Genomic DNA, 25,107 nt, shown 5'->3' on the forward strand with positions numbered 1-25,107 from the left:
CGGAACCAGGAGGTCACCGGTGAGTGTCATACGCACCTACCGACCCCCGTGCCGGGCTCAGCCGGCGAGGTCCGGCAGATCGAGGCCGGCCAGGCGCGCCGGGTCGGCCAGGATGTACATCTCGGTGATCCGGCCGTCGACGACGGTGACGCCCATGACCGACTGCGGCCGCCCCTCGGGGGCGTTGAGCACCCCGACCGTGCCGTTGACGGACACGAGCCGCATGTACCGTGCGAACTGCCGGAAGAGCATGGCCTGTTCGGCCACCGGCTTCGCACCGCGCACCACCTTGGACGCCGCGGCACCACCGACCAGCGGTCCGGAATCGACCCGCAGCACGATGCCGGGGTCGAGAACGGCGAGCAGCGCCTCGAAGTCCCCCGCGCGGGAGGCGGCCATGAAGGCGTCGAGGACCTGCCGCTGTCTGCCGGGATCGGTTTCGCCGGACGGTGCGGCGCCTTTCACCCGGCGCCGGGCGCGACTGGCGAGCTGCCGGGTGGCGGCCGACGAGCGCTCCACGATCGGCGCGATGTCGTCGAACGGCACCGCGAACATGTCGTGCAGCACGAACGCGATCCGCTCGGCGGGTTCCAGTGCCTCCAGCACCACGAGCAGGGCCAGCCCCACCGAGTCGGCCTGGAGCACCTCCTGCTCCGGGTCGATGGTCGACAGCGGCCTGATCACGGGGTCCGGGACGAAGGTGTCGTCGAGGGGCTCCTCGTGGCGCCGCGTGCGGGAGCGGAGCAGGTCCAGACAGACCCGGCCGACCACCGTGGTCAGCCAGCCACCGAGGTTCCCGATGTCGTCCGCGTCGCTCCGGCTCAGCTTCAGCCAGGCCTCCTGGACGGCGTCCTCCGCCTCGGCCAGGGAGCCCAGCATGCGGTAGGCGACCGCCTTGAGACGGCCACGGTGCTCCTCGAAGCGGTCCGCCAGCAGTTCCGTGTCGTTCACCATGCCCCCGTCACCATGCCCCCCCGTATCCATGCCCTGGCACCATGCCCCCCGTGCTCCTCTGGCCGCCGGTCAGAACTCTCGGCCGAACAGTTCGAACGCCACGGCCGGCTTCCCGCCGAACCGCTCCCCCGTCGCCTCTGCGTTGCCCGTGAGGAAACGGCGGGCGTACGCCTCCGGGTCCTCGTCCGTCAACACCTCGATGTAGGTGCGGTGTTCGAGCAGCGAGCGCACCCCGCGCTCCAGGCCCGCCGACGCGTCCACCGCGTGCGTGGGTGTGCTGGACCCGGCGACGGCGACCCAGCGGACGCCGTCCCAGGGCTCCAGGCCCTGCTCGACGAGCTCGGGGAAGATCCAGCGGTTGCCGGCGTCGCCGGCCGCGTCCAGCGTGGCACGGCCGACCGCCACATGGTCCGGGGTGTTCCAGGCGACGCCGCCCCAGGTGTCCCGGTGGTTGAGCGTGATCACCAGCTCGGGCCGGTGCCGACGGATCGCGGCGGCGATGTCGCGGCGCAGGGCGATGCCGTACTCGATCACGCCGTCCCTGTGGTCGAGGAACTCCACCGCCGACACGCCCACCACCGCGGCGCTCGCCCGCTGCTCGCGCTCCCGCAGCGGGCCGCACTTCTCGGGTTCGAGTGTGTCGATGCCGGCCTCGCCGCGGGTCGCGAGGACGTAGGTGACCTCGCGACCGCCGTCGGTCCAGGCGGCGATCGCCGCCGAGCAGCCGTACTCGAGGTCGTCCGGGTGCGCGACGACGGCGAGCGCACGCTGCCAGTCGTCCGGCATGGGCTTCAGCTGAGTGATCGTCGGCTCCGTCATGGGGGTCAGCCTAGGACACGCTCCGCGGTCTCCCCAGCGCGTTTTGGGCGCTCCCCGCTCTTGTCAAGACACGAATATCCGAGACATGACGTGCGGGCCTTCGATCATGCCTAGTTGATACCAGAACCGCACCACGACACGGACGGAGATCAGCGACAATGAATTCCGGGGACCATTTCGACGGAATCTCCATGGCCCGCGTGGTCACGGAACACGTACGGCAGACCGGGAAGCACTTCCTGTCGGAGCGCATGCTGACCGAGTTGAGCAGTATCCGAAGTCGGCACTCCATGCACTGCTCTTTTCTCGATGCATTTCTCGAATGCCTGCTGGACAAACACGAGGGACGCTACTGGAACCGGACCTATCTCGCGCTGCCACTCCTGGAGCTTCTCCTGGACGACCAGCAATCCGAGCTGAGCCCCGACCGGCTGTCCACCCTGCTCGTGTCCGACGCCATACGATTCGAGGTGGAGACGGCCGGCGGGTCCCCCGAGCCGCCTTCCCGCGGCCGTCCCGATCCGGTGACGCTGCGCAAGCGGCTGCGGCATGCCGTGCGCTTCGTGGGCGACGAGCTCAGCGGACCGGACGCCGCGGACCTGGCGGATCTCGTCGACCGGCTGCCCAGGCCGCCGACCACGGCTGCCTGCCGGTGGTTCGACGTCACCGTCCATCCCGTGTACGTGCTGCATGACGAATACTTCTTCATCCGCCTGCTCCAGACCCACGAAATGCTCTTCACGGCGATCTCGACCGATATACGGACAGCGATCGGGGCACTACGAGACGGGAAACTGGAAGCGGGCCTGGAGCGCATCCATCACGCGACCGCGGTTTTCGAGCGCGCCGCGATACTGTTCCGGATCATCGCAACGATGCGGGCCGATCAATTCTCCACGTTCCGGAAATTCACTCAAGGGGCCAGCGCCATTCAGTCCGAGCAGTACAAGAGGTTCGAGATTCTGTGCGGCCGTCCATCTGCCCCGCGTCTCCACTCGGCTGCCTTCACAAGTGTGCCCGCCGTGCGGGACGAGGTGGAAAAGGCCGCGCGGGACACTGTCACTCAGGCATATCTCGACCTGCGCGGCGCGGGCGCGTTCGGCCAGGCCGAGTGGGATCTGCTCGACGCGGCACTCAGCGGGCTGGAGGCCAGGCACCAGCGCTGGAAATCCACCCACCGCAGTATTGCCGTGCGCATGCTCGGCGATGCGCACGGCTCCGGTTACACCGACGGCGTTCCGTACCTGACCGAATGTGTGGAGAATCGGCTGTTCTGGCAGCTCAGCGCGCGATGAGCCAGGGCCGCGCGCTGATGCCCAGGTGTCCCGCCGTCCGGCCGTCCCGCCGTCCGCCCCCGTCAGGCCTCGTCGCGCGTCAGCGCCAGCAGCCGGTCCAGGACGCGGGGGCCGCCGGCGCGTACGCCGTCGTGCTCGAACTCGTCGGTGACCCAGGTGCGCAGACCGCGGATCGTGCGGGCGGTGGCGAGGGCGTGGGCGGTGTCGACGTACATGTCGTCGTGGTAGACGGCCGCCGCGACCGGCACCTCGTTGGCGGCGAGACGCGCGGGGTCGTACAAGGGCGTCCAGTCCGTGCGGGCGGCGAGGAGTTCGGCGGTCTCACGCAGCGGGCGCAGCGCCGGGTCGCAGTCGAACATCCAGGGGTGGATGGTCTCGCCGGTGAACAGCAGCGGCCCGTCCCCCGCGAGGGTCTTGGCCGCGTCGAACTGCGGGAACTCGGCGCGGACCCGCTCGGCGGACCAGGCGGTGGGGCGGGCGTCCTGACCGTAGATCGCCTCGTGGACGAGGGCGTACAGCGGGTGGGCCGCGTACGACAGCAGTCCCTGGACCTCTTCCTGGAAGGCGTCGGAGAGGGCCGGGCCCTGCGGGGTGCGCACGAAGGCGTCCTCCAGCAGGTAGTGCAGACGGTGGCTGCCCTCGCTGCCGCCGAGGACGATACCGAGGGACTGGAATGCCTCGGCGGTGAGGCGGTATCCGTTCGGCAGGACCACCTCGTTCGTGAGGAGGTGGTCGGCGATACGGCGGGCGCGCTCGACGTCCTGCGGGTAGCGGGCGTAGTGCGCGGCGACCTTGCGCTCGATGCGCGGGTAGGCAGCGCGGTAGACGTCGTCGGCGTGCGCGTCGAGGGAGGGCAGGCCGCCGGTGATGACGGCGGCGGTCAGGCCCTCGGGGGCGGTGGAGAGGTAGTTGACGGTGCAGAAGCCGCCGAAGCTCTGGCCGAGGACGGTCCAGGGGGCGCCGCCTGTCACGTCCCGGCGGATCGCCTCGCAGTCGCGGACGATCGAGTCGGCGCGGAAGTGCGTGAGGTAGTCGGCCTGTTCGGCGGGGCCGCCGCGCAGCGGGAGCGTCTGGCGGTTGGCGGGGGTGGAGTGCCCGGTGCCGCGCTGGTCGAGGAGCAGGACGCGGTAGTCCTTGAGGGCCCGGCCGAGCCAGGCGCCCTTGCCGACGAAGCGGTTCGCCCCGAAGCCGGGGCCGCCCTGGAGGTAGACCAGCCACGGCAGGTCCTGGTTCGCCTTGTCGGTGGCGACGACCTCACGGGCGTAGAGCTCGATCGTCTCGCCCTTCGGGGCGTCGTGGTCGAGAGGCACGGTGAAGTGGCGGTCGGTGAGGACGACGCCGGGCTGGCGGTAGCTGACGCTCAACAGGGCTCCCGGGACGGAGGGTTTTCGGGCCGCGTCCCAGTTGAGCACATGTTCGTCCGGTGACCGAGCCCCAGGATCATGAAATCGTACTGAACGGCGGATCAGTGGGCCGAGAGATCAGCGGGCCGACAGGCTGGACCGCCGTACCACCAGCTCCGGTTGCAGGACGACCCGCCGGTGCTCGTGCTTCTTCGCCCCGGTCTCCTCCTCGGTCTCCTCCAGCAGCATCTCCGCCGCGAGGGTGCCCATGGTGACCGCGGGCTGCCGTACGGAGGTGAGGGGCACGGCCGCGGCGGCCGCGAACTCGATGTCGTCGTAGCCGACGATCGCGAGGTCGTCGGGGACGCCGACGCCCGCGGCGTACATGGCCTGGAGGACGCCGAGGGCGAGCAGGTCGTTGGCGCAGAAGACGGCGGTGGGGCGGTCGGCGAGACCGAGCAGGCGGGCGCCGGCGTCCCGGCCGGCGGCGACGTCGAGCCGCTCGGTGGGCAGTTCACGCAGGGAGTCGGGGCCGAGGCCGGCCTCATCCAGTGCCTTCAGCGCGCCGGTGCGGCGGTCTCGGACCTGGTTGAGGCCGGGCGGACCGCTGACGTACGCGATGGAGCGGTGCCCGGCGTCGACGAGGTGACGCACGGCCAGCGCGCCGCCCGCGACGTCGTCGACGGAGACCGAGCACTCGGTGGTGCCCTCGGCGACGCGGTCGACGAGGACGAAGGGGATGTTGTGCCGCCGGAACGTCTCGATGTTGCGGCCGGTGGCGTCGGCCGGGGTCAGCAGGACGCCACGCACCCGCTGCTCGGCGAAGAGCGACAGATAGTCGGCCTCCTCACTCGCGCTCTGTGCGCTGTTGCAGACCATCACGCCGAGCCCGGCGTCGCGCGCGGTCCGCTCGGCGCCGCGCGCCACGTCGACGAAGAAGGGGTTGCCCATGTCGAGGACGAGCAGCCCCATGATCCTGCTGCGGCCCGCGCGCAGCTGGCGCGCGGACTCGCTGCGGACATATCCCAGCCGGTCTATCGCGGACTGCACCCGCGCCCGGGTCTCGGCCGCGACCGCGTCCGGGCGGTTGATGACGTTCGAGACCGTGCCGACGGACACTCCGGCGGCGCGGGCGACGTCCTTGATACCCACCGACTGGGTCATCGGGCAGGGACCTCCTGGGAGACGAGGGGCGGCGGGAAGGCACATTACCGTCATGCCGCCCACAACGGCTGTGGTCAGGCGGGCAGGCGGAAGTTGAGGTTGCGCAGCGCCGAGGGCGTCGTACCGCTGGACTTCTCCTGGTACATGATCGACAGGAAGTTGTCCTGCGCGATGCGCGTCTCGTCGATCACGACCTCGCCGAAGGCGTTGAGTCCCGCTGTGACGCCGTCGTACAACACCGTCCAGTCCGTGTATCCGGAGGACTTGGAGGCTCCGGCGACCCGGCAGAACGGGAAGATCGCGTACGCGTTGTCGTACTTGTCGAGGATCAGCTTGGTGCGCTGGCTGGAGTTCAGCGGGACCGGGATCTCGGTCTTCTGCCAGGTACCGGAGGCGTTCTTGCGGACGTGGAAGGCGCGGCCGTTGGCGGTGCGGTCGGCGACGTAGTTGGTGGTGCACTGGCCGAAACGGCCGGGGACGTAGCTGATGATCGCGTGCGGCAGGCCGGCGGAGTCGGTGAACTGGCTCTCCTGGTTCATCAGGGAGTGGTCCGCGTTGATCGCGTCGATCACCAGGCCGCTGTCGGTGACGGCGACCTTGTCGGAGCCGCCGGTGGTGCCGACGACGGTGCCGGCGTTGTTGCGCCAGGTGCGGCCGCGGTCGTCGGAGAAGACGTAGCCGGTGTCGTGGTTGCTGATCCCGCCGCCGTTGCACATCACGGCGCCGTTCTGCTCGCGCCAGGTGAAGAAGGCGTGCAGGCGGCCGTTGCGGTCGTAGTCGATGCCGTGCAGGTACATGTTGCGGGCGGTCGAGGAACCGTGCTCGCTGGTGTACGTGCCGGTGGAGCTGGACCACTCGCCGAGGTTGGTCCACCGCGAACCGTCGTACTCGGCCAGGGCGTTGCGGCCGTTGCCGGACACGGCGACGCGGTAGCTGAGCTGGAGCTTGCCGTCCGGCGTGGAGACGAACTGCGGGTAGGTGAACTGCGAGGTGAGCGCGAGGCCGTCCATCGTCGACTGGGGTGCGCCGAAGCGGCTCGCGGTCCAGCTCAGGCCGGCCGGGTTGTCCACGAGACCGGCGACCGACTTGACGTAGGTGAAGCCGTCGCTGTGCGAGTCCATGTTGAGGTGGAGGCGGCCGTCGACCTTCGAGATCCCCATCGAGATGACGTTGTGGGAGTCGTTGTAGCGGAGCGTGTGGCCGACCTTGACCGTGGACCAGGTGCTGGAGCCGAGCGCACGGCGGCCGACGACGGCGTTGCGGTCGGCGGTGTACCAGACCGCGTACTGGTAGCCCTTGTAGGACAGCAGGCCGTTCTTCTGGAAGGCGTTGTTGTTGACCAGGCCGTCGTACGACACGAAGAAGATGGCCTGGGTGTCGAGCGTGGTGGTGCCGGTCAGGGTGAGGGACGGGCCGGGGTCGGCGGCACGGGCGGTGCCCGAGGTCAGGACGGGGGTCATCACGGCTCCGGCGAGGGCGGCGCCCAGCAGCGTACGTCTTTTCATGGTTGCGGCTCCTGAGGGGGGGGGCGTTCAGGCGAGGTGGAACACTTCGGTGAGTGGCTTCATGGCCTCGTCGGGGCGGGCGCCGTCCAGCGACTCGAAGAACGGCGCCATCTCCTTCTGCCAGCGGGCGTTGACCTCCGTGGCCTCCATGCCGGCCTGGGCGGCGGCGAAGTCCTCGGTCTCCAGGTAGCCGACCAAGAGGCCGTCGTCCCGCAGGAAGAGCGAGTAGTTGTGCCAGCCGGTGGCGGAGAGCGCCTGGAGCATCTCCGGCCACACGGCGGCGTGCCGCTCGCGGTACTCGTCCAGGCGGTCCTGGCGGACTTTCAGCAGGAAGCACACGCGTTGCATCAACAACCCTCCAGATCCTAGAAGTTGAACTGGTCGATGTTCTTGGCGTCGAAGACGGTCGGCTTGCCGAGGCTGATCACGCCGTCCTTGCCGATGGTGTACTCGCCCATGTCACCGGCCTTGAAGGTCTCGCCCTCCTTGCCGGTGATCTGCCCGGACGACAGCGCGACGGCGGTACGGGCGGCCAGCTCGCCAAGCTTGGCCGGGTCCCACAGCTCGAACGCCTCGACGGTGCCGTTCTTGACGTACTTGCGCATGTCGTTGGGGGTGCCGAGACCGGTCAGCTTGACCTTGCCCTTGTACTTGGAGCCCGACAGGTACTGGGCGGCGGCCTTGATGCCGACGGTGGTCGGGGAGATGATCCCCTTCAGGTTCGGGTACTCCTGGAGCAGGCCCTGGGTCTGCTGGAAGGACTTCTGGGCGTCGTCGTCACCGTAGGCGACCTTGACGAGCTTGATGTCCTTGTACTTGGGGTCCTTCAGCTCCTCCTTCATGAAGTCGATCCAGACGTTCTGGTTCGTCGCGGTCTGTGCGGCGGACAGGACCGCGATCTCGCCCTTGTAGTCGATCTGCTCGGCGAGCAGCTGCACCTCGGTGCGGCCCAGGTCCTCGGCGGACGCCTGCGAGACGAAGGCGTTGCGGCAGTCGGGGGTGGTGTCGGAGTCGTAGGTGACGACCTTGATGCCGTTCTTCATGGCCTGCTTGAGCGCGGTGCACAGGGCGCCCGGGTCCTGCGCGGAGACGGCCATCGCGTCGACCTGCTGCTGGGTGAGCGTGTTGACGTAGGAGACCTGGCCGGCGGTGTCGGTCGCGCTGGACGGGCCGACCTCCTTGTAGCTGGAGCCCAACTCCTTCAGGGCCGCCTCGCCGCCCTTGTCGGCGGAGGTGAAGTAGGGGTTGTTGACCTGCTTGGGCAGGAAGCCGACGGTCAGGCCCTTCTTCAGCTCGGCGTTCGGGTCGGCCTTGCCGCCGGTGGCGGCCGAGGCGCCCTCGTTCTTGACGTCCTCCTTGGTGGTGCCGCCGCAGGCGGTGGCGGCCAGGGCGAGGGAGGTGACGGCGGCGAGGGCCGCGCAGGTACGGCGGATGGATGCCTTGCGCATGGTGGTTCCTCTTTTACGAAGGTGAGGTGGAGCGCCCCGTAAGGGGCGCGGGGAACTGCGCGACCAGCCACATACGGCCGGAAGAGGGAAGACGGTCTTGCTAGCGGAGCGCTTGCGCTCTGCGCCCGGCCCTGGCGACGGAGATCTGCCGAGCGACCCTGGGGCCGAGCACGGACAGGACCAGCAGTACGCCGGTGACGACGATCTGCGACTGGGCGGAGACGTCCTGGAGGCTCATGACGTTCTGGAGCGCGCCGAGCAGGAACACTCCCGCAATCGCACCGCCCAACGTGCCCTTGCCCCCGTCGAAGTCGATACCGCCGAGCAACACGGCTGCCACGACCGACAGTTCAAGCCCGGTGGCGTTGTCATAGCGAGCGCTCGCGTAATGCAGCGCCCAGAAGATCCCGGTGAGCGAAGCCATCAGCCCCGTCACCGTGAACAGGATCAGCTTCTGCCGCTTGACCCGGATCCCGGCGAACCGGGCGGCCTCCTCACTCGCGCCGGTCGCGAAGATCGACCGGCCGAACGGGGTGGCGTGCAGCGCGACCACGGCGATGGCGAGCAGGACCAGGAAGGGCAGGAAGGCGTACGGGATGAAGGTGTCGCCGATGCGTCCGGCCGCGAAGTCCAGGTACTGGGTGGGGAAGTCGGTCACCGCGTCGGAGCCGAGCACGATCTGCGCGATGCCGCGGTAGGCGGCGAGCGTACCGATGGTGACGGCGAGGGACGGCAGTCCCAGCCTGGTCACCAGCAGACCGTTGATCAGTCCGCAGACCACACCGAGCAGCAGGCAGATCGGGATGATCGTCTCGATCGTCATGCCCTGGTTCCACAGGGCGCCCATCACGGCGCCGGAGAGACCGGCGGTGGAGGCGACCGACAGATCGATCTCGCCCGAGACGACCAGGAGCGTCATCGGCAGGGCGATCATCGCGATCGGAAGGGTGTTTCCGATCAGGAACGACAGGTTGAGAGCGTTCCCGAAACCGTCGACCGTTCCGAAGGACAGCAGGAGCACGACGATCAGAAGAGCGCCGACGACCGTGTCCCACCGGATCGCTCGGCTCAGGGAGAAGTCAGCCATGGCGGGCGTTCCTCTTCTTCAGGGCGTTGGCCACGCGCAGCGCGACGATCCGGTCGACCGCGATGGCGAGGATGAGCAGGATGCCGTTGATGGCGAGGACCCAGACGGAGCTGACGCCGAGGGCGGGCAGCACGCTGTTGATGGAGGTCAGCAGCAGCGCGCCGAGCGCCGCGCCGTAGACGCTGCCGGAGCCGCCGGTGAAGACGACGCCGCCGACGACGACCGCGCTGACGACGGTGAGCTCGTAGCCGTTGCCGGTGCCGGAGTCGACGTTGCCGAACCGGGCCAGGTACATGGCGCCCGCGAGTCCTGCGAGCGCACCGCAGAAGGTGTACGCGGCGAGGATCCGCTTGCGGACGGGGATGCCGGCGAGGCGGGCGGCCTCGGGGTTGGAGCCGAGGGCGTACAGCTCGCGTCCACTGCCGTAGTGCTTGAGGTAGTACGCGGTCGCCACCAGGACGGCGACGGCGATCAGGGCCAGCCACGGCACCGCGGAGATACCGCCGGAGCCGAAGTCGACGAAGCCGTCCGGGAGGTCGGCCGCGGTGATCTGGCGGGAGCCGACCCAGATGGAGTCGATGCCGCGGATGATGTAGAGCGTGCCGAGGGTGACGACGAGCGCGGGCACCTGGCCGAGGCTGACGAGCAGGCCGTTCAGCAGGCCGAAGCCGACGCCCATCACGATCGCCAGCAGCACGGCGACCACCGGGTTGCCGCCACCCTGGAGGTACGTACCGGCGGCGAAGGCGCTGATGCCGAGCGTGGAGCCGACGGAGAGGTCGACGTTCCTCGTGATCACCACCAGGGACTGGCCGGTGGCGACGAGGACGAGGATCGTCGCGTTCAGGAGCAGGTCCTTGATGCCCTGTTCGGTGAGGAACTGGCTGTTGCCCAGCTGGGTGACGACGATCATCACCACGAAGACGGCCAGGATGGCGAGTTCGCGCATCTTGAAGACGCGGTCGACGAGGCGGGTGCCGCTGGACTTGGGTACGTCGGTGACAGGGGCCTCGTCGGGAGCGGTCACCGTCATGCGGCGGCCCTCCCCGTTGCTGCGGCCATCACGGTTTCCTCGGTGGCTTCGGAGCGGGGGATCTCGGCGGTCAGGCGGCCTTCGTGCATCACGAGCACGCGGTCGGCCATGCCGAGGATCTCGGGCAGGTCGGAGGAGATCATCAGGACGGCCACGCCGTCGGCGGCCAGCTCGCTGAGCAGCCGGTGCACCTCGGCCTTGGTGCCGACGTCGATACCGCGGGTGGGCTCGTCGACGATCAGCACCCTCGGGCCGGTGGCGAGCCACTTGGCGAGGACGACCTTCTGCTGGTTTCCGCCGGACAGGGTGTTCACGGTGTCGGCGATCCGCGCGTACTTGACCTGGAGCCTGACGGCCCAGTCGAGGGAGCGGCTGCGTTCGGCGCCCCGGTCCATGAGGCCGGCCTTCACGGTCGTACGAAGGCCCGTGAGGCCGATGTTGCGCTCGATGGACATGTCCATCACCAGGCCCTGGGCCCGCCGGTCCTCGGGGACCAGGGCGAGGCCGGAGGCCATGGCGGTGGACGGGGCGCCGTTGGTGAGCTTGCGACCGTCCACCTCGACCTCGCCGGCGTCCCAGCGGTCGATGCCGAAGACGGCCCGCGCGACTTCCGTACGGCCCGCGCCGACCAGACCGGCGAGGCCGACGATCTCGCCGCGCCGCACGTCGAAGGAGACGTCGGTGAAGACGCCCTCGCGGGTCAGCCGGCGCACACTCAGGGCGACCTCGCCCGGCTTCACGTCCTGCTTCGGGTACAGCTCGTCGAGGTCACGGCCGACCATCCGGCGTACGAGGTCGTCCTCGGTCATGCCGTCCAGCGGCTCGCTGGCGATCCAGGCGCCGTCCCGCAGGGTGGTCACCCGCCGGCAGATCTGGAAGATCTCCTCCAGCCGGTGGGAGATGAAGAGGACGGCGGCGCCCTGTTCACGCAGGGTGCGGACGACTCCGAAGAGCCGGGCGACCTCGCTGCCGGTGAGGGCGGCGGTCGGCTCGTCCATGATCAGGACGCGGGCGTCGAAGGACAGCGCCTTGGCGATCTCGACGATCTGCTGGTCGGCGATGGACAGGCCGCGCGCGGGGCGGTCGGGGTCGAGCTCGACGCCGAGACGCTGCATCAGCGCCAGGGTCGCGGCGTGGGTCGCCCTGTGGTCGATCCGGCCGAGGGCGCGCCGTGGCCGGCGGCCCATGAAGATGTTCTCGGCGATCGAGAGGTCGGGGAAGAGGGTCGGCTCCTGGTAGATCACGGCGATGCCGGCGTCGCGGGCGTCACCGGGGCCGTGGAAGACGACGGGCGCACCGTCGAGCAGCACCTGGCCCGCGTCGGGGCGGTGCACTCCGGCGAGCGTCTTGATCAGGGTCGACTTGCCCGCGCCGTTCTCTCCGGCGAGGGCGTGCACCTCCCCGGGAAACAGCTCCAGGGAGACGTCCCGCAGGGCGCGGACCGCGCCGAAGGACTTCGAGATGTCCCTGAGCGCCAGAACCGGGGCCGGACCCGTGGTGGACGGGTGGGTCATGGGGGCTCCTCGACGACGCCGGCGGGACGGCCCTCTCGGCGTCGTGAAAGGTTTCAACTTGGTTGCCGGGACGTTAGGCACGCAGCGCATGTCACGTCAATGGGTCCGTGTCGAAAAAGTTTCGATGAACAAAGGTCACGGCGAAGTCACGAGAAACAGCCTTGGCCGTGGGGGTTGACACCCCTTCGGGCGGCTCATACGTTCCCGTCTTGAATCGTTTCACAGCGAAGCGGTTCCGATGTCTACCGTCCGACTACCGTCCCGACGTCACAGGAGCCCTCAGTGACCGAGCTCGCCGCGGTGAAGGCCGCACTCAAGACCCAGGCAGTCGAAACGCCGTCGTGGGCGTACGGGAACTCGGGGACGCGGTTCAAGGTGTTCGCCCAGCAGGGCGTTCCGCGGACGCCGTGGGAGAAGCTGGACGACGCGGCTCAGGTGCACGCGTTCACCGGTGTGGCCCCGACCGTGGCGCTGCACATTCCCTGGGACAAGGTCGACGACTACGCGGCGCTGGCCAAGCACGCCGAAGAGCGTGGTGTGAAGCTGGGCGCGATCAACTCCAACACCTTCCAGGACGACGACTACAAGCTGGGCAGCATCTGCCATCCGGACGCGGTGGTGCGGCGCAAGGCCGTCGATCATCTGCTGGAGTGCGTCGACATCATGGATGCGACGGGCTCCGCCGATCTGAAGCTGTGGTTCGCGGACGGCACGAACTATCCGGGGCAGGACGACCTGCGGGCGCGGCAGGACCGGTTGGCCGAGGGCCTCGCCGAGGTGTACGAGCGGCTCGGGGACGGGCAGCGGATGCTGCTGGAGTACAAGTTCTTCGAGCCGGCCTTCTACTCGACGGATGTGCCGGACTGGGGGACGGCGTACGCGCACTGTCTCAAGCTCGGGCCGAAGGCGCAGGTCGTCGTGGACACCGGGCACCATGCGCCGGGGACCAACATCGAGTTCATCGTCGCGACGCTGCTCAGGGAGGGGAAGCTCGGGGGGTTCGACTTCAACTCGCGGTTCTATGCGGACGACGACCTGATGGTGGGGGCCGCGGACCCGTTCCAGTTGTTCCGGATCATGTACGAGGTCGTGCGTGGGGGTGGGTTCTCCCCCGAGGTCGCGTTCATGCTCGACCAGTGCCACAACATCGAGGCGAAGATCCCGGCGATCATCCGGTCGGTGATGAATGTGCAGGAGGCCACCGCGAAGGCGTTGCTGGTCGACCGGGCGGCGTTGGCCGCGGCGCAGACGTCTGGTGATGTGCTTGAGGCGAATGCCGTGCTGATGGATGCGTACAACACGGATGTGCGGCCGTTGCTGGCCGAGGTGCGGGGGGAGATGGGGCTCGATGGCGACCCCATTGCCGCGTACCGCCGGTCCGGGTGGGCCGAGAAGATCGTGGCCGAGCGGGTTGGTGGGGAGCAGGCCGGGTGGGGGGCCTGATTACCGGGTCTCGACTGCCAGGTTCGACCGGTTGCAGGCTGCGGGCCGTGTGTGGCTGGTCGCGCCCACGCGGCGGAGCCGCATATCGATACAGCGCCGCGCCCCTGAAAACAGCTCCCTTCACCCTCTTCTAGATAGGACTGAAAGTCATGGCACCCCATCCCGAAGCCGCCGCCCTTCTTTCCCGCTCTCACCGGCTCGGCTCCGACCCCCGTAACACCAACTACGCCGGCGGAAACGCGTCCGCCAAGGGCACCGATACCGACCCCGTCACCGGTGGTGACGTGGAGCTGATGTGGGTCAAGGGGTCCGGGGGTGATCTCGGGACGCTCACCGAGGGCGGGCTGGCCGTGTTGCGGCTGGACCGGATGCGGGCGCTTGTCGATGTCTATCCGGGCGTCGAGCGTGAGGACGAGATGGTCGCCGCCTTTGACTACTGCCTGCATGGGAAGGGTGGGGCGGCGCCGTCCATCGACACCGCCATGCACGGGCTCGTCGACGCGGCGCATGTCGATCATCTGCATCCCGACTCCGGTATCGCGCTCGCCTGTGCCGCCGACGGGGAGAAGCTGACCGCCGAGTGTTTCGGGGACAGCGTGGTGTGGGTGCCGTGGCGGCGGCCCGGGTTCCAGCTCGGGCTGGACATCGCCGCGGTCAAGGAGGCGAACCCGCAGGCCGTCGGGTGCATCCTCGGCGGGCACGGGATCACCGCGTGGGGTGACACCTCCGAGGAGTGCGAGCGGAACTCGCTGCACATCATCCGGACCGCGGAGGCGTTTCTCGCCGAGCGCGGGAAGCCGGAGCCCTTCGGGCCGGTGATCGAGGGGTACGCGGCGCTCGGCGCCGTCGAGCGGCGGGAACGGGCCGCGGCGCTGGCGCCGGTCATCCGCAGCATCGCTTCCCAGGACCGGCCGCAGGTGGGTCACTTCACCGACTCCGAGGTCGTCCTCGACTTCCTCGCGAGCGCCGAGCACCCGAGGCTGGCGGCCCTGGGCACCTCGTGCCCGGACCACTTCCTGCGGACCAAGGTGCGGCCGCTGGTCCTGGATCTGCCGCCCACCGCCCCCCTCAACGATGCCGTGGCCCGGCTCCGGGAGCTGCACGCCGAGTACCGCGAGGAGTACGCCGCCTACTACCGGCGGCACGCCCTGCCCGACTCCCCCGCCATGCGCGGCGCCGACCCGGCGATCGTGCTGATCCCCGGGGTCGGCATGTTCAGCTTCGGCAAGGACAAGCAGACCGCGCGGGTCGCGGGCGAGTTCTACGTCAACGCCATCAACGTGATGCGCGGGGCCGAGGCCGTCTCCACGTATGCGCCCATCGAGGAGTCCGAGAAGTTCCGGATCGAGTACTGGGCGCTGGAGGAGGCCAAGCTCCAGCGGATGCCGAAGCCCAAGCCGCTCGCGACGCGGGTCGCGCTGGTGACCGGTGCCGGCAGCGGGATCGGGAAGGCGATCGCGCAGCGGCTCGTCGCCGAGGGCGCGTGTGTGGTCGTCGCCGACCTCAACGCCGAGAACGCCCAGGCCGTCGCCGAGGAGCTCGGCGGGCCCGACAAGGCCGTCGCCGTGACGGTCGACGTCACGTCGGAGGAACAGATCACCGCAGCCTTCAAGGCCGCCCTGCTGGCCTTCGGCGGGGTCGATCTGGTGGTCAACAACGCCGGTATCTCCATCTCCAAGCCGCTGCTGGAGACCTCGGCCAAGGACTGGGACCTCCAGCACGACATCATGGCGCGCGGCTCGTTCCTCGTGTCGAGGGAAACGGCGCGGGTGATGATCGCTCAGAAGCTGGGCGGTGACATCGTCTACATCGCCTCCAAGAACGCCGTCTTCGCCGGACCGAACAACATCGCCTACTCGGCCACCAAGGCCGATCAGGCTCATCAAGTGCGGCTGCTGGCCGCCGAGTTGGGTGAGCACGGCATCCGCGTCAACGGGATCAACCCGGACGGCGTCGTGCGCGGGTCGGGCATCTTCGCCGGCGGGTGGGGGGCCAAGCGGGCCGCCGTGTACGGGGTCGAGGAGGAGAAGCTGGGTGAGTTCTACGCCCAGCGGACCATCCTCAAGCGGGAGGTGCTCCCGGACCACGTCGCCAACGCCGTCTTCGCCCTGACCGGCGGGGACCTGACCCACACCACCGGGCTGCACATCCCGGTCGACGCCGGCGTCGCGGCCGCCTTCCTGCGGTGAGCGCGGCCGTGAAGTCGTACGCCGCGGTCGACCTCGGGGCGTCCAGCGGGCGCGTCATGGTGGGCCGCGTCGGCCCGGACTCGCTGGAGCTGAGCGAGGCCCACCGTTTCCCCAACCGGCCGGTGCGCGTGCCGGAGGGGCTGCGCTGGGACGTGCTCGCGCTGTACGCGGGAGTGCTGGACGGGCTGCGGGCGGCCGGGCAGGTCGACTCCGTCGGCATCGACAGCTGGGCCGTGGACTACGGGCTGCTGGACGCCGACGGGGCGCTGCTCGGCAATCCCGTGCACTACCGGGACTCCCGGACGAAGGGGGTCGCGAAAAAGGTGTGGGCGACCGTCCCGGCGGCGGAGCTGTACGCCGCGACCGGGTTGCAGTACGCCCCGTTCAACACCCTGTACCAGCTGACCGCCGCCCGGGAGACCGCTCAACTGGCGTACGCCAAGCGGCTGTTGCTCGTCCCGGACCTGCTGTCGTACTGGCTCACCGGCCGGCAGGGCACCGAGCTCACCAACGCCTCCACGACCCAGCTGATCGATCCCCGGACGCGGGACTGGTCGTACGACGTCGCCTCGCGGCTGGGTGTCGACCTGGGCCTGTTCGCGCCGCTGCGGCAGCCCGGCGACTCCGCGGGGGTGCTGCGCGGGGAGGTGCTGGAGGAGACCGGGCTGAGTGGTCCGGTGCCGGTGACGGCGGTCGGGTCGCACGACACCGCGTCCGCCGTGGCCGCCGTTCCGGCCGACGGGGAGCGGTTCGCGTACATCTGCACCGGCACCTGGTCGCTGGCCGGGCTCGAGCTGGGCGCTCCCGTACTGACCGAGGAGAGCCGGGCCGCCAACTTCACCAATGAGCTGGGGCTGGACGGCACGGTCCGGTATCTGCGGAACATCATGGGGCTGTGGCTGCTCCAGGAGTGCGTACGGGCCTGGGGCGAGCCCGATCTGGGCGCGCTGCTGCTCGACGCGTCCAAGGTGCCGGCGCTGCGGTCGGTCGTGGACGCGGGGGACGCGGCGTTCCTGGCGCCGGGGCGGATGCCCGAGCGGATCGCCGAGGCGTGCCGCGCCTCGGGGCAGCCGGTGCCCGCCTCGCCCGCCGAGATCACGCGCTGCATCCTCGACTCGCTCGCCCTCGCCCACCGGCGGGCCATCAGGGACGCCGAGCGGCTGGCCGACCATCCCGTCGACGTCGTGCACGTCGTCGGGGGCGGCACCCGCAACGCCCTGCTGTGCCAGCTGACCGCCGACGCGTGCGGGCTGCCGGTGGTGGCGGGGCCGACCGAGGCCGCCGCCCTCGGGAACGTCCTGGTCCAGGCACGTACCCACGGGCTGGTCGGGGACCTCGGCGATGGCCGGCGCCTGCTCATCCGTACGCAGCCGCTGACCCGGTACGAGCCGCGGGGGGACGCGGCGCGCTGGAGCGAGGCGGAGGCCCGGCTCACCCGAGGGTGAACCTCATCCCACGGGTGAAACTCACCCGACGGTGAGCGGGGTCTCCCCCGGGCCGCGCGCCCGCACTACCCTGCACTCATCCGATGATCGATCACTAGGAGCCGCGATGCGTGTCGCCCTGTTCCTGACCTGTGTCAACGACACGCTCTATCCGGACACCGGGCGCGCCGTGGTGAAACTGCTGACCAGGCTGGGCGTCGACGTCGACTTCCCGATGGCCCAGACCTGCTGCGGGCAGGCGCACTACAACACCGGCTACCGCCATGAGGCCGAGCCCCTCGCCCGCCATTTCTCCGATGTCTTCGGGGAGTACGAGGCGATCGTCACCCCGTCCGGGTCGTGCGGGGCGATGGTGCGCGAGTTGTATCCGCGGATGGGTGCGCGGGCCCGTGCCGAGGGGCGCGGGGACACCCTCGCGACGACCCTGGCACCGGTGGTGCCGAAGACGTACGAGCTGACGGAGTTCCTGGTGGACGTGGTGGGGGTGACCGACGTGGGCGCCTACTACCCGCACAAGGTGACCTACCACCCGACCTGTCACGGCCTGCGCGGGCTGGGGCTCGCCGACCGGCCCCGGCGCCTCCTCCAGGCCGTCAAGGGACTGGAGTTGGTGGAACTCCCGGGTGCGCAGGAGTGCTGCGGGTTCGGCGGCACCTTCGCGGTGAAGAACTCCGATGTCTCGGCGGCGATGGGCGCGGACAAGGTGCGCAACGCCGAGTCGACGGGCGCCGACGTGCTGTGCGCGGCGGACAACTCCTGTCTGATGCACATCGGCGGGACGATGGCGCGGCTGCGGACGGGCATGCGGCCGGTGCACATCGCGGAGATCCTGGCGAGCACGGAGGAGGAGCCGGCCGTATGAGCGGGACGTTCGTAGGAATGCCGGCGTTTCCGAAGGCCGCGCACGAGGCCGTGCACGACACGACCCTGCGCGGCAATCTGCGCCACGCCACGCACACCATCCGCGGCAAGCGGGCCAAGGCCGTCGCGGAGGTGTCCGACTGGGCGGAGCTGCGGGAGGCCGGGAAGCGGATCAAGGACCATACGCTGCGTCATCTCGACCGCTATCTCGTGCAGTTGGAGGAGTCGGTCACGGCGGCGGGCGGTACGGTCCACTGGGCCGCGGACGCCGACGAGGCCAACCGGATCGTGGCGGACCTCGTCAAGGCGACCGGTGAGTCCGAGGTCGTCAAGGTCAAGTCGATGGCCACGCAGGAGATCGGGCTGAACGAGGCCCTGGAGGCGGAGGGCATCCGCGCCTACGAGACCGATCTCGCCGAGCTGATCGTGCAGTTGGGCAGGGACCGCCCCTCGCACATCCTCGTCCCGGCGATCCACCGCAACCGGGGCGAGATCCGCGACATCTTCCGCAAGGAGATGAGCGAGTGGGGCCGCCCGGCTCCGGACGGCCTGACCGACACGCCCGCCGAACTGGCCGAGGCCGCCCGCCTCCACCTCCGCGAGAAGTTCCTGCGCGCCAAGGTCGGTATCTCCGGCGCCAACTTCATGGTCGCCGAGACCGGCACGCTGGTGGTCGTGGAGTCCGAGGGCAACGGGCGGATGTGCCTGACGCTGCCGGAGACGCTGATCTCGGTGGTCGGCATCGAGAAGATCGTGCCGACCTGGCGGGACCTGGAGGTGTTCCTCCAGACCCTCCCCCGCTCCTCCACCGCCGAGCGCATGAACCCGTACACGTCCATGTGGACCGGTACGACGGACGGTGACGGGCCGAGGACCTTCCACCTGGTCCTCCTCGACAACGGCCGCACCGACACCCTCGCCGACGAGGTCGGCCGCCAGGCCCTGCGCTGCATCCGCTGCTCGGCCTGTCTCAACGTCTGCCCGGTGTACGAGCGGGCGGGCGGGCACGCCTACGGCTCGGTCTACCCGGGCCCGATCGGCGCCATCCTCAGCCCTCAACTCCGGGGCGTGTCCAGTGAGATCGACGCCTCGCTGCCGTACGCGTCGTCGCTGTGCGGCGCCTGCTACGAGGTGTGCCCCGTCGCCATCGACATCCCCGAGGTGCTGGTGCATCTGCGGGAGCGGGTCGTCGAGGGCGGCCAGGTGACCTCGAACGGCAACAAGGTGGTGCTGAAACCCGCGAAGGGCCATGCCGCCGAGCGGGCCGCGATGCGGGCGACACGCTGGGCGTTCAGCCACCCGGGCGCCCTGCGGACGGGACAGCGGCTCGCCTCACGCACCCGCCGGCTGCATCCGCGCACGCTGCCCGGCCCCGGCAAGGCATGGAGCGAGACCCGGGATCTGCCGACCGTGCCCGCGGAGCCGTTCCGGGACTGGTGGCAGCGGACGCAGGGCGGAAAGGACGGTGCCAAGTGAGCAGCAGGGAACGGATCCTGGGCCGGGTGCGGCGCGCGCTGGCCGACGTACCGGACGCGCCCCGGGACGAGCCGCCGTACGAGGAGGCGGTTCCACGGGACTATCTGCGTGAGCACGGGCAGCGCAGTGTCGCGGAGACGGTCGATCTGCTGGCCGAGAACCTGGCGGACTACCGGGCGATCGTGCACCGCTGTATCCCCGCCGATCTCGCGGCGACGATCGCCGGGATACTGGCGGCGCGGGGCGCGAAGACGGTACTCGTGCCGCCGGGGCTGGAGTCGGAGTGGCTCGCGGCGACCGACGCCGAGCGGATCGCGGACCGGGCGGAGAGCACGCCGGACGAACTGGACCGGGTCGACAGCGTGGTCACCGCATGTGCGGTGGCCGCCGCCGAGACCGGCACCATCGTCCTGGACGGCTCCCCCGACCAGGGCCGGCGCCGCATCACGCTCGTTCCCGACCACCACATCTGTGTCGTACGGGTCCCCGAGCAGGTCGTTTCGTCCGTCCCGCAGGCCCTCGAACGCCTCGATCCCGCCCGCCCGTTGACCTGGATCTCCGGCCCGTCGGCGACCAGCGACATCGAGCTGGACCGGGTCGAGGGGGTGCACGGCCCGCGCACCCTGGAGGTCGTGCTGGTCGGCGGCTGAGCGGCGCGGCTCAGATGTCGCGCCGCTCCAACGGCCGTACGGCGGGGCCCTGGACGACCCGGCCGTCCGGGTCGAAGCGGGAGCCGTGGCACGGGCATTCCCAGGCCCGCTCCGCGCGGTTGAACGCGACCAGGCAGCCCAGGTGGGTGCACTTCGCGGAGACGGCGTGGACGGTGCCGTCCTCGTCGCGGTGGACGGCGCAGCGCTTGCCGGAGACGTGGACGACGGCGCCGTCGCCGGGGGCGATGTCGTCCACCGAGCCGGCCGAGGGGCCCGGCAGGTGCTGGAGCCGGTCGCCGACGAAGTGGCGTGCCACGTCGGACTGGTGCTTGACGAAGTCCTTGCCCTCGCGGACGACGGACATCACCCGGCGGGGGTCGTACAGATCGCGCCACGGGTTCTCGCGGCCGGTGATCAGATCGCAGAGCAGACGGCCGGCCATGATGCCGCTGCTCAGGCCCCAGCCGCCGAAGCCGGTGGCCACGTAGCAGTGCCGGCTCGCGGGGTGCAGGGGGCCGACGAGCGGTACGGAGTCGGTGGAGTCGTTGTCCTGGGTGGCCCACCGGTGGGTGAAGGTGAGCTCCCCGAAGCGTTCCGTCGCCCAGTCGGACAGGCCCTTGAAGCGGGCCTCGACGTCGCCGCCCGTGCCCGGGGTGAAGTGCTCGCCGGTGACGATGAGCAGGCGTTTTCCGTCCGCGTAGGGTGCCGTGCGCACCGAGCGGGTGTTCTGCTCGGGGGTGATGTACATGCCGCTCGGGGCGGCGGCCGCGTCGATGGGGGCGGCGACCACCAGTTCCCGCCGCGTCGAGAGGCGGGTGAACAGCAGGGCCCGGTCGAAGATCGGGTAGTGGGTGGCGACCACGACGCTCCCGGCCCTCACCTTCACCCCGTCCTCGGTCGTCAGCACACAGGGTTCGCCCTCGGAGAGACCCACCACGCGCGTGTGCTCGTACACCTGGCCGCCGAGGCGCTTCAGGTCGGCGACCAGTGCCAGCAGGTACTTGCGGGGATGGAACTGGGCCTGCCCCTCGACGCGCACGGCGCCCGCCACCGGATACGGCAGCTCCGTGTCGGACACGTACTCGGCGGCCAGGCCCGCCTCCCGGGCCGCGTCGGCCTCCGCCCGCAGTTCGTCGGTACGGTCGCCGTCCTCGGCGTAGGTGTAGGCCGCCGTCTCCTCCCAGTCGCAGTCGATGCCGAGCTCGTCCGCGACCTCGGCGGCATGCCGGATGGCGTCCGTCTGGGAGGTCGCGTACAGGTGGGCGCCGTCCTTGCCGCGGGTGCGGCGCAGGCGATCGTAGATCAGGGTGTGCTGGGCGGTGAGCTTCGCGGTGGTGTGCCCGGTGACGCCGGTGGCGAGCCGGTCCGCCTCCAGCAGGGCGACGCCGTGTCCGCGCCGGGCCAGTTCCCAGGCGGCGGAGATTCCGGCGATGCCCGCACCCACGACGGCGACGTCGATCGTGAGGTCGCCGTCCGGTGGGGGTGCGGGGTCGCCGGGCGGTGCCGTCTCGATCCAGTACGACGCGTGGGTGCGGGTCGGCTCGTCCATGCCGGCCGAGTTCCCCCGCCCGGCCCCGTCACACGAGGTCACACGAGGGACCGCGGGCCAGGCGAAGGCCCGCAGGTCAGCCGATGGCGGCGGTCACCCGGTAACGGCCGGAAGGCAGCCGGTAGCTCGCGACCCCGCCCTCGAAGCCCAGGTCGTCGACGCCGGGCACCCGGGACAGCGGTGTCCGGGCCTCACGCACCGTGGCCGGGTCGGCCGTGGGGATGCGCAGAGTCGCCGTACTGTTCGCGGGGACCACGGCCCGGTAGGTCAGTTTCCCGCCGTCGGTCCGCCACTCGCTGACGATCTCGCCGTACGGCGAGAGATGCGAGCCGGCGACCCGGGTGACCCGCCCGGTCGGGTCGAGGTGCGGGCGCAGGAAGAAGTGCTGGAAGCCCGGGTGGGCCGGGTCCTTGGCGATGCCCGCCATGCTCTCGTACATCCACTCCATGATCGCGCCGTAGGAGTAGTGGTTGAACGAGTTCATGTCGACCGGGCCGAAGCCGTCCTCCTTGGAGTACGAGTTCCAGCGCTCCCAGACGGTGGTGGCGCCGTTGCGCACCGAGTACAGCCAGGACGGCATGGCGTCCTGGTGCAGCAGCCGGTACGCCAGGTCGACGCGGCCCTCGTCGGTGAGGACGGGGGCGAGGACGTTCACGCCGAGGAAGCCGACGGAGAGGGTGTTCTCGGCGTACTTCACTCGGGTGCTGTCCGGGTGGGCCTCCTTGTACGCCTCGTCGTTGCCGATGTTCTCGGCGAGCAGTTCGACGAGGCGGCGGCGCTGGGCCTCGGTGTCGTAGAGGCGCAGTTTGAGGACCCAGAGCAGGGCTGTCTGGCTGTTGTCCTCGGGCTTGCCGCCGATCCACGGGGGTGCCTCGCCCAGGCTGGAGCGGACGGTGACCTCGCCCGTGGTGGCGTCGGTGACGAGGTACTTGGCGACGAACGCCCGCTTGACGCGGGAGAAGAGCTCCTCGTACGTACGGGCTTCGGCGGTACGGCCGGTGGCGCGGGCCATGTCCGCCATCAGCCGGGCGCTGTGGCCGTAGTAGACGTCGCTGATGAGCTGGGTGCTGGTGTCCTGGAAGGCCAGCCAGTCGCCGAAGATGGCGCCCTGTCCGGCGTAGGCGTCGCCGGTGCGCTGCCGGATCCAGTCCAGGTACTTGGTCATCGCGGGCCAGCTGCGGTCGATGACGGTGGTGTCGCCGGACATCTGCCAGATCGTCCAGGGGACGACCACGCCGCAGTCGGCCCAACCGCTCGCCGGTATGGGCTGGTTGTAGCGGGCGCCGGGCGCGATCCACGTGAACTGGGCGCCGTCCGCGCCGTAGGTGCGCTGCGAGTCGATCAGGGTGTCCTGGAAGTGGCTCAGGAAATTGACCGCGTCGGCGTTGTAGAGGCCGGTGTTGGAGAAGAGCTGGGTGTCGCCGGTCCAGCCGCAGCGCTCGTCACGCTGGGGGCAGTCCGTGGGGACCCACAGGTAGTTGCCGCGCTGACCCCAACGGACGTTGCTGATCAGCTGGTTGACGTCCGTGTCGTCGGTCGTGATGGTGCCGATGTCGCGGAGGGCGGAGGTCGCGACCCGGCCGGTGAAGCGGGTGAGGGTGACGGTCTCGGTCGTGGTGACGGACACGTAGCGGAAGCCGTAGAAGGTCAGGGAGTCCTCGTGGCTCTCGCCGTCGGGGTCGCCCTTGAGGACGTAGGTGCTGGTCGCCTTGGCGGTGCGGAGGTTGGCGCGGTAGACCGAGCCGACCGGGCCGTCCGCGCCCGCGCTGTCGTCGTTGAGCATCTCGCCGGGTTTGAAGGCGACTTGGGCGCCGGCCGGGCCGCGCAGGGTGTAGCGGGGCACACCGACCATGTTCTGGCCGAGGTCGATCACGGCCGTGTCGCCGGGGTGCAGGGTCACGGCGGCGGTGGCCGCCGAGCCCGGGTCGGTGACGGTGCGGGCGGGGTCGACGACGATACGGCCCTTGCCGTTGGGGCTGCCGTCGTGGCCGGTGACGCCCGTGTAGACGGTGACGGAGTACGGCCTGCGATCCCATTGCGGCATGAGACGGGCGCTCTCACCGGGATAGGCGACCAGCTTCGCGTCGGGGAACCTGGTGCGGAGGTCGTGTTCGGTCACGCCTGCCCAGCCGGAGGCGTCGAAGCCGCCCGCCGTCCAGCCCGGGAGCTCCTTGCGGGCGTCGTAGGTCTGGCCGTCGTAGATGTCGTCGGCGCGGTAGGGGCCGGTGTCCGTGGCCTTCCAGTCGTCGCCGGGTGCGGTGACGATCGTCTGCTCGGATCCGTCGGCGTACCGGACGAGGAGCTTCGCCTTGAGGGCCAGGGGGTTGCCGTCGGCGGAGTAGTAGGCGCTGTTCTCGGAGATCCGGCCGTTGTACCAGCCGTTGCCGAGCACGGCGGCGAGGGTGACGTGCCCTGTGTGCCGCTCCCCCGCGACCAGGTCCGTGACGTCGTAGGTGAAGTAGTTGACGGTGCTGTCGTAGTTGGTCCAGCCGGGGGCCAGGAGTTCATGGGTGGTGCCGTCGCCCTGCGGTACGGCGACGCGGTGACCGTTGACATGGGCCTCGTACACGCCGAGGGCGGAGATGTAGAGCCGGGCGGCGCGTACTTGACGCCCGGTCAGGCGGGCCTGGTGGCGCAGGAGCGGTGCGCCGGGGGTGTGGGGCCGCTTGCCCGCCATGGTGATCCACCGGGCGCCGTCCCAGCCGGCGATGCCGTCGCTGCTGAGCAGGCCGGTCTCGAAGTGGGCGGTCGGGGCGGGGACGGCGCGGCCGGTCTCGTCCCAGACCGTCACCGTCCAGTGGTAGCGGGTGGAGGCGTGCAGGTCGGGGCCGTCGTAGCGCACGGCGACCGAGGCGGGTGAGGTGACGCGGCCGCTGTTCCAGACGTCCGCCCGGGCGGGGGTCAGGCGGTCGGGTGCGGTCGCGACGAGGATCCGGTACGCCGACTGGCGGCGACCGCGTACCGGGGACGCCGTGCGCCAGCCGAACCTCGGGTGGGTGGCGTCCACGCCGAGGGGGTTCGCTCTGTGCTCGACCGTCAGGCCCTCGACCGCGGTGCGGTGCGCGGTCGGTGCGGCCGACGCGGGGCCGCCGACGATCCCGCCCGCCATCACCACCGGTGCCGCGCCGAGTGCCGTGGTGAGCACCGTCCTTCGACGCACCCCTTCGCCCTTCGTGCTGTCGACTCCGTCGTTCATGCCGGTAGTCCCTTCGACTGCTCGGAGTTGGAACGATTCAGCTCGATCGACGGTTGAAGCTAGTGGCAGAAGTGACGGGAGTCCATGACGTAAGCAGGACAAGTTCTGTTGCAGATTCCACCAGAAGCACCCAGTC

19 protein-coding genes are annotated in these 25,107 nt (G+C 70.1%); 7 read left to right on the forward strand and 12 right to left on the reverse strand.

The features are described 5' to 3' along the window. Positions 1–57: 57 nt before the first annotated feature. Positions 58–954 carry a sigma-70 family RNA polymerase sigma factor gene (locus ADK36_RS20175; RefSeq protein ID WP_048579053.1) on the reverse strand — a complete coding sequence of 299 codons (897 nt, stop codon included), beginning with the start codon at positions 952–954 and terminating at the stop codon, positions 58–60. A gap of 69 nt (positions 955–1,023) precedes the next feature. Beyond that, a complete protein-coding gene (locus ADK36_RS20180; RefSeq protein WP_048579054.1) occupies positions 1,024–1,773 on the reverse strand; it encodes a PIG-L deacetylase family protein in 750 nt (249 codons plus the stop codon). A 191-nt stretch (positions 1,774–1,964) separates the two neighbouring features. On the opposite strand from ADK36_RS20180, the gene ADK36_RS20185 reads away from it, so the two are divergent. After that, complete coding sequence (locus ADK36_RS20185; protein WP_159029066.1) at positions 1,965–3,068, forward strand: tryptophan 2,3-dioxygenase family protein; 1,104 nt, start codon at positions 1,965–1,967, stop codon at positions 3,066–3,068. A gap of 62 nt (positions 3,069–3,130) precedes the next feature. Here the strand turns inward: ADK36_RS20185 and ADK36_RS20190 are convergent, their stop codons facing one another. From ADK36_RS20190 to ADK36_RS20225, 8 genes are all read right to left on the reverse strand, one after another. Continuing rightward, the gene (locus ADK36_RS20190; protein ID WP_048579239.1) at positions 3,131–4,432 is read right to left on the reverse strand and encodes an alpha/beta fold hydrolase; all 1,302 of its coding nucleotides are present in this window, start codon (positions 4,430–4,432) and stop codon (positions 3,131–3,133) included. A gap of 117 nt (positions 4,433–4,549) precedes the next feature. After that, positions 4,550–5,575: a LacI family DNA-binding transcriptional regulator gene (locus ADK36_RS20195; RefSeq protein ID WP_048579056.1), complete on the reverse strand. Its 1,026-nt coding sequence runs from the start codon at positions 5,573–5,575 to the stop codon at positions 4,550–4,552. A gap of 74 nt (positions 5,576–5,649) precedes the next feature. After that, a complete protein-coding gene (locus tag ADK36_RS20200) occupies positions 5,650–7,080 on the reverse strand; it encodes a BNR repeat-containing protein (RefSeq protein WP_048579057.1) in 1,431 nt (476 codons plus the stop codon). A 27-nt stretch (positions 7,081–7,107) separates the two neighbouring features. Next, entirely contained in the window at positions 7,108–7,428 is a 321-nt protein-coding gene (locus ADK36_RS20205; RefSeq protein WP_048579058.1) for an L-rhamnose mutarotase, read from the reverse strand. A gap of 17 nt (positions 7,429–7,445) precedes the next feature. Beyond that, the gene (gene rhaS, locus ADK36_RS20210) at positions 7,446–8,528 is read right to left on the reverse strand and encodes a rhamnose ABC transporter substrate-binding protein (RefSeq protein WP_048579059.1); all 1,083 of its coding nucleotides are present in this window, start codon (positions 8,526–8,528) and stop codon (positions 7,446–7,448) included. A gap of 100 nt (positions 8,529–8,628) precedes the next feature. Then, entirely contained in the window at positions 8,629–9,615 is a 987-nt protein-coding gene (locus ADK36_RS20215) for an ABC transporter permease (RefSeq protein ID WP_048579060.1), read from the reverse strand. After that, positions 9,608–10,648 carry an ABC transporter permease gene (locus ADK36_RS20220; protein ID WP_048579061.1) on the reverse strand — a complete coding sequence of 347 codons (1,041 nt, stop codon included), beginning with the start codon at positions 10,646–10,648 and terminating at the stop codon, positions 9,608–9,610. The genes ADK36_RS20215 and ADK36_RS20220 overlap by 8 nt, the downstream gene beginning before the upstream one ends. Beyond that, complete coding sequence (locus ADK36_RS20225; RefSeq protein WP_048579062.1) at positions 10,645–12,162, reverse strand: sugar ABC transporter ATP-binding protein; 1,518 nt, start codon at positions 12,160–12,162, stop codon at positions 10,645–10,647. The genes ADK36_RS20220 and ADK36_RS20225 overlap by 4 nt, the downstream gene beginning before the upstream one ends. Positions 12,163–12,444: 282 nt before the next feature. On the opposite strand from ADK36_RS20225, the gene rhaI reads away from it, so the two are divergent. From rhaI to ADK36_RS20255, 6 genes are all read left to right on the forward strand, one after another. Then, entirely contained in the window at positions 12,445–13,605 is a 1,161-nt protein-coding gene (gene rhaI, locus ADK36_RS20230) for an L-rhamnose isomerase (RefSeq protein ID WP_048579063.1), read from the forward strand. A 149-nt stretch (positions 13,606–13,754) separates the two neighbouring features. Continuing rightward, positions 13,755–15,794, forward strand: a complete 2,040-nt coding sequence (locus ADK36_RS20235) for a bifunctional rhamnulose-1-phosphate aldolase/short-chain dehydrogenase (protein WP_048579064.1) — start codon at positions 13,755–13,757, stop codon at positions 15,792–15,794. Positions 15,795–15,802: 8 nt separating this feature from the next. Beyond that, complete coding sequence (locus tag ADK36_RS20240; protein WP_048579065.1) at positions 15,803–17,239, forward strand: rhamnulokinase; 1,437 nt, start codon at positions 15,803–15,805, stop codon at positions 17,237–17,239. A 106-nt stretch (positions 17,240–17,345) separates the two neighbouring features. Beyond that, positions 17,346–18,101, forward strand: a complete 756-nt coding sequence (locus ADK36_RS20245; RefSeq protein WP_048579066.1) for a (Fe-S)-binding protein — start codon at positions 17,346–17,348, stop codon at positions 18,099–18,101. Beyond that, positions 18,098–19,576, forward strand: a complete 1,479-nt coding sequence (locus ADK36_RS20250) for a LutB/LldF family L-lactate oxidation iron-sulfur protein (protein ID WP_048579067.1) — start codon at positions 18,098–18,100, stop codon at positions 19,574–19,576. The genes ADK36_RS20245 and ADK36_RS20250 overlap by 4 nt, the downstream gene beginning before the upstream one ends. Continuing rightward, complete coding sequence (locus ADK36_RS20255; protein WP_048579068.1) at positions 19,573–20,226, forward strand: LutC/YkgG family protein; 654 nt, start codon at positions 19,573–19,575, stop codon at positions 20,224–20,226. Before ADK36_RS20250 ends, ADK36_RS20255 begins: the two co-directional genes overlap by 4 nt. 10 nt (positions 20,227–20,236) lie before the next feature. Here ADK36_RS20255 and ADK36_RS20260 read toward each other — a convergent pair whose 3' ends face one another. Both ADK36_RS20260 and ADK36_RS20265 read right to left on the reverse strand, forming a co-directional pair. Then, complete coding sequence (locus ADK36_RS20260; RefSeq protein WP_053198522.1) at positions 20,237–21,775, reverse strand: FAD-dependent oxidoreductase; 1,539 nt, start codon at positions 21,773–21,775, stop codon at positions 20,237–20,239. A 76-nt stretch (positions 21,776–21,851) separates the two neighbouring features. Beyond that, positions 21,852–24,971: an alpha-L-rhamnosidase gene (locus ADK36_RS20265; protein ID WP_078942679.1), complete on the reverse strand. Its 3,120-nt coding sequence runs from the start codon at positions 24,969–24,971 to the stop codon at positions 21,852–21,854. Positions 24,972–25,107 lie beyond the last annotated feature (136 nt).

The organism is Streptomyces viridochromogenes (assembly GCF_001270495.1).
In the GTDB taxonomy this organism is placed as follows: domain Bacteria; phylum Actinomycetota; class Actinomycetes; order Streptomycetales; family Streptomycetaceae; genus Streptomyces; species Streptomyces viridochromogenes_A.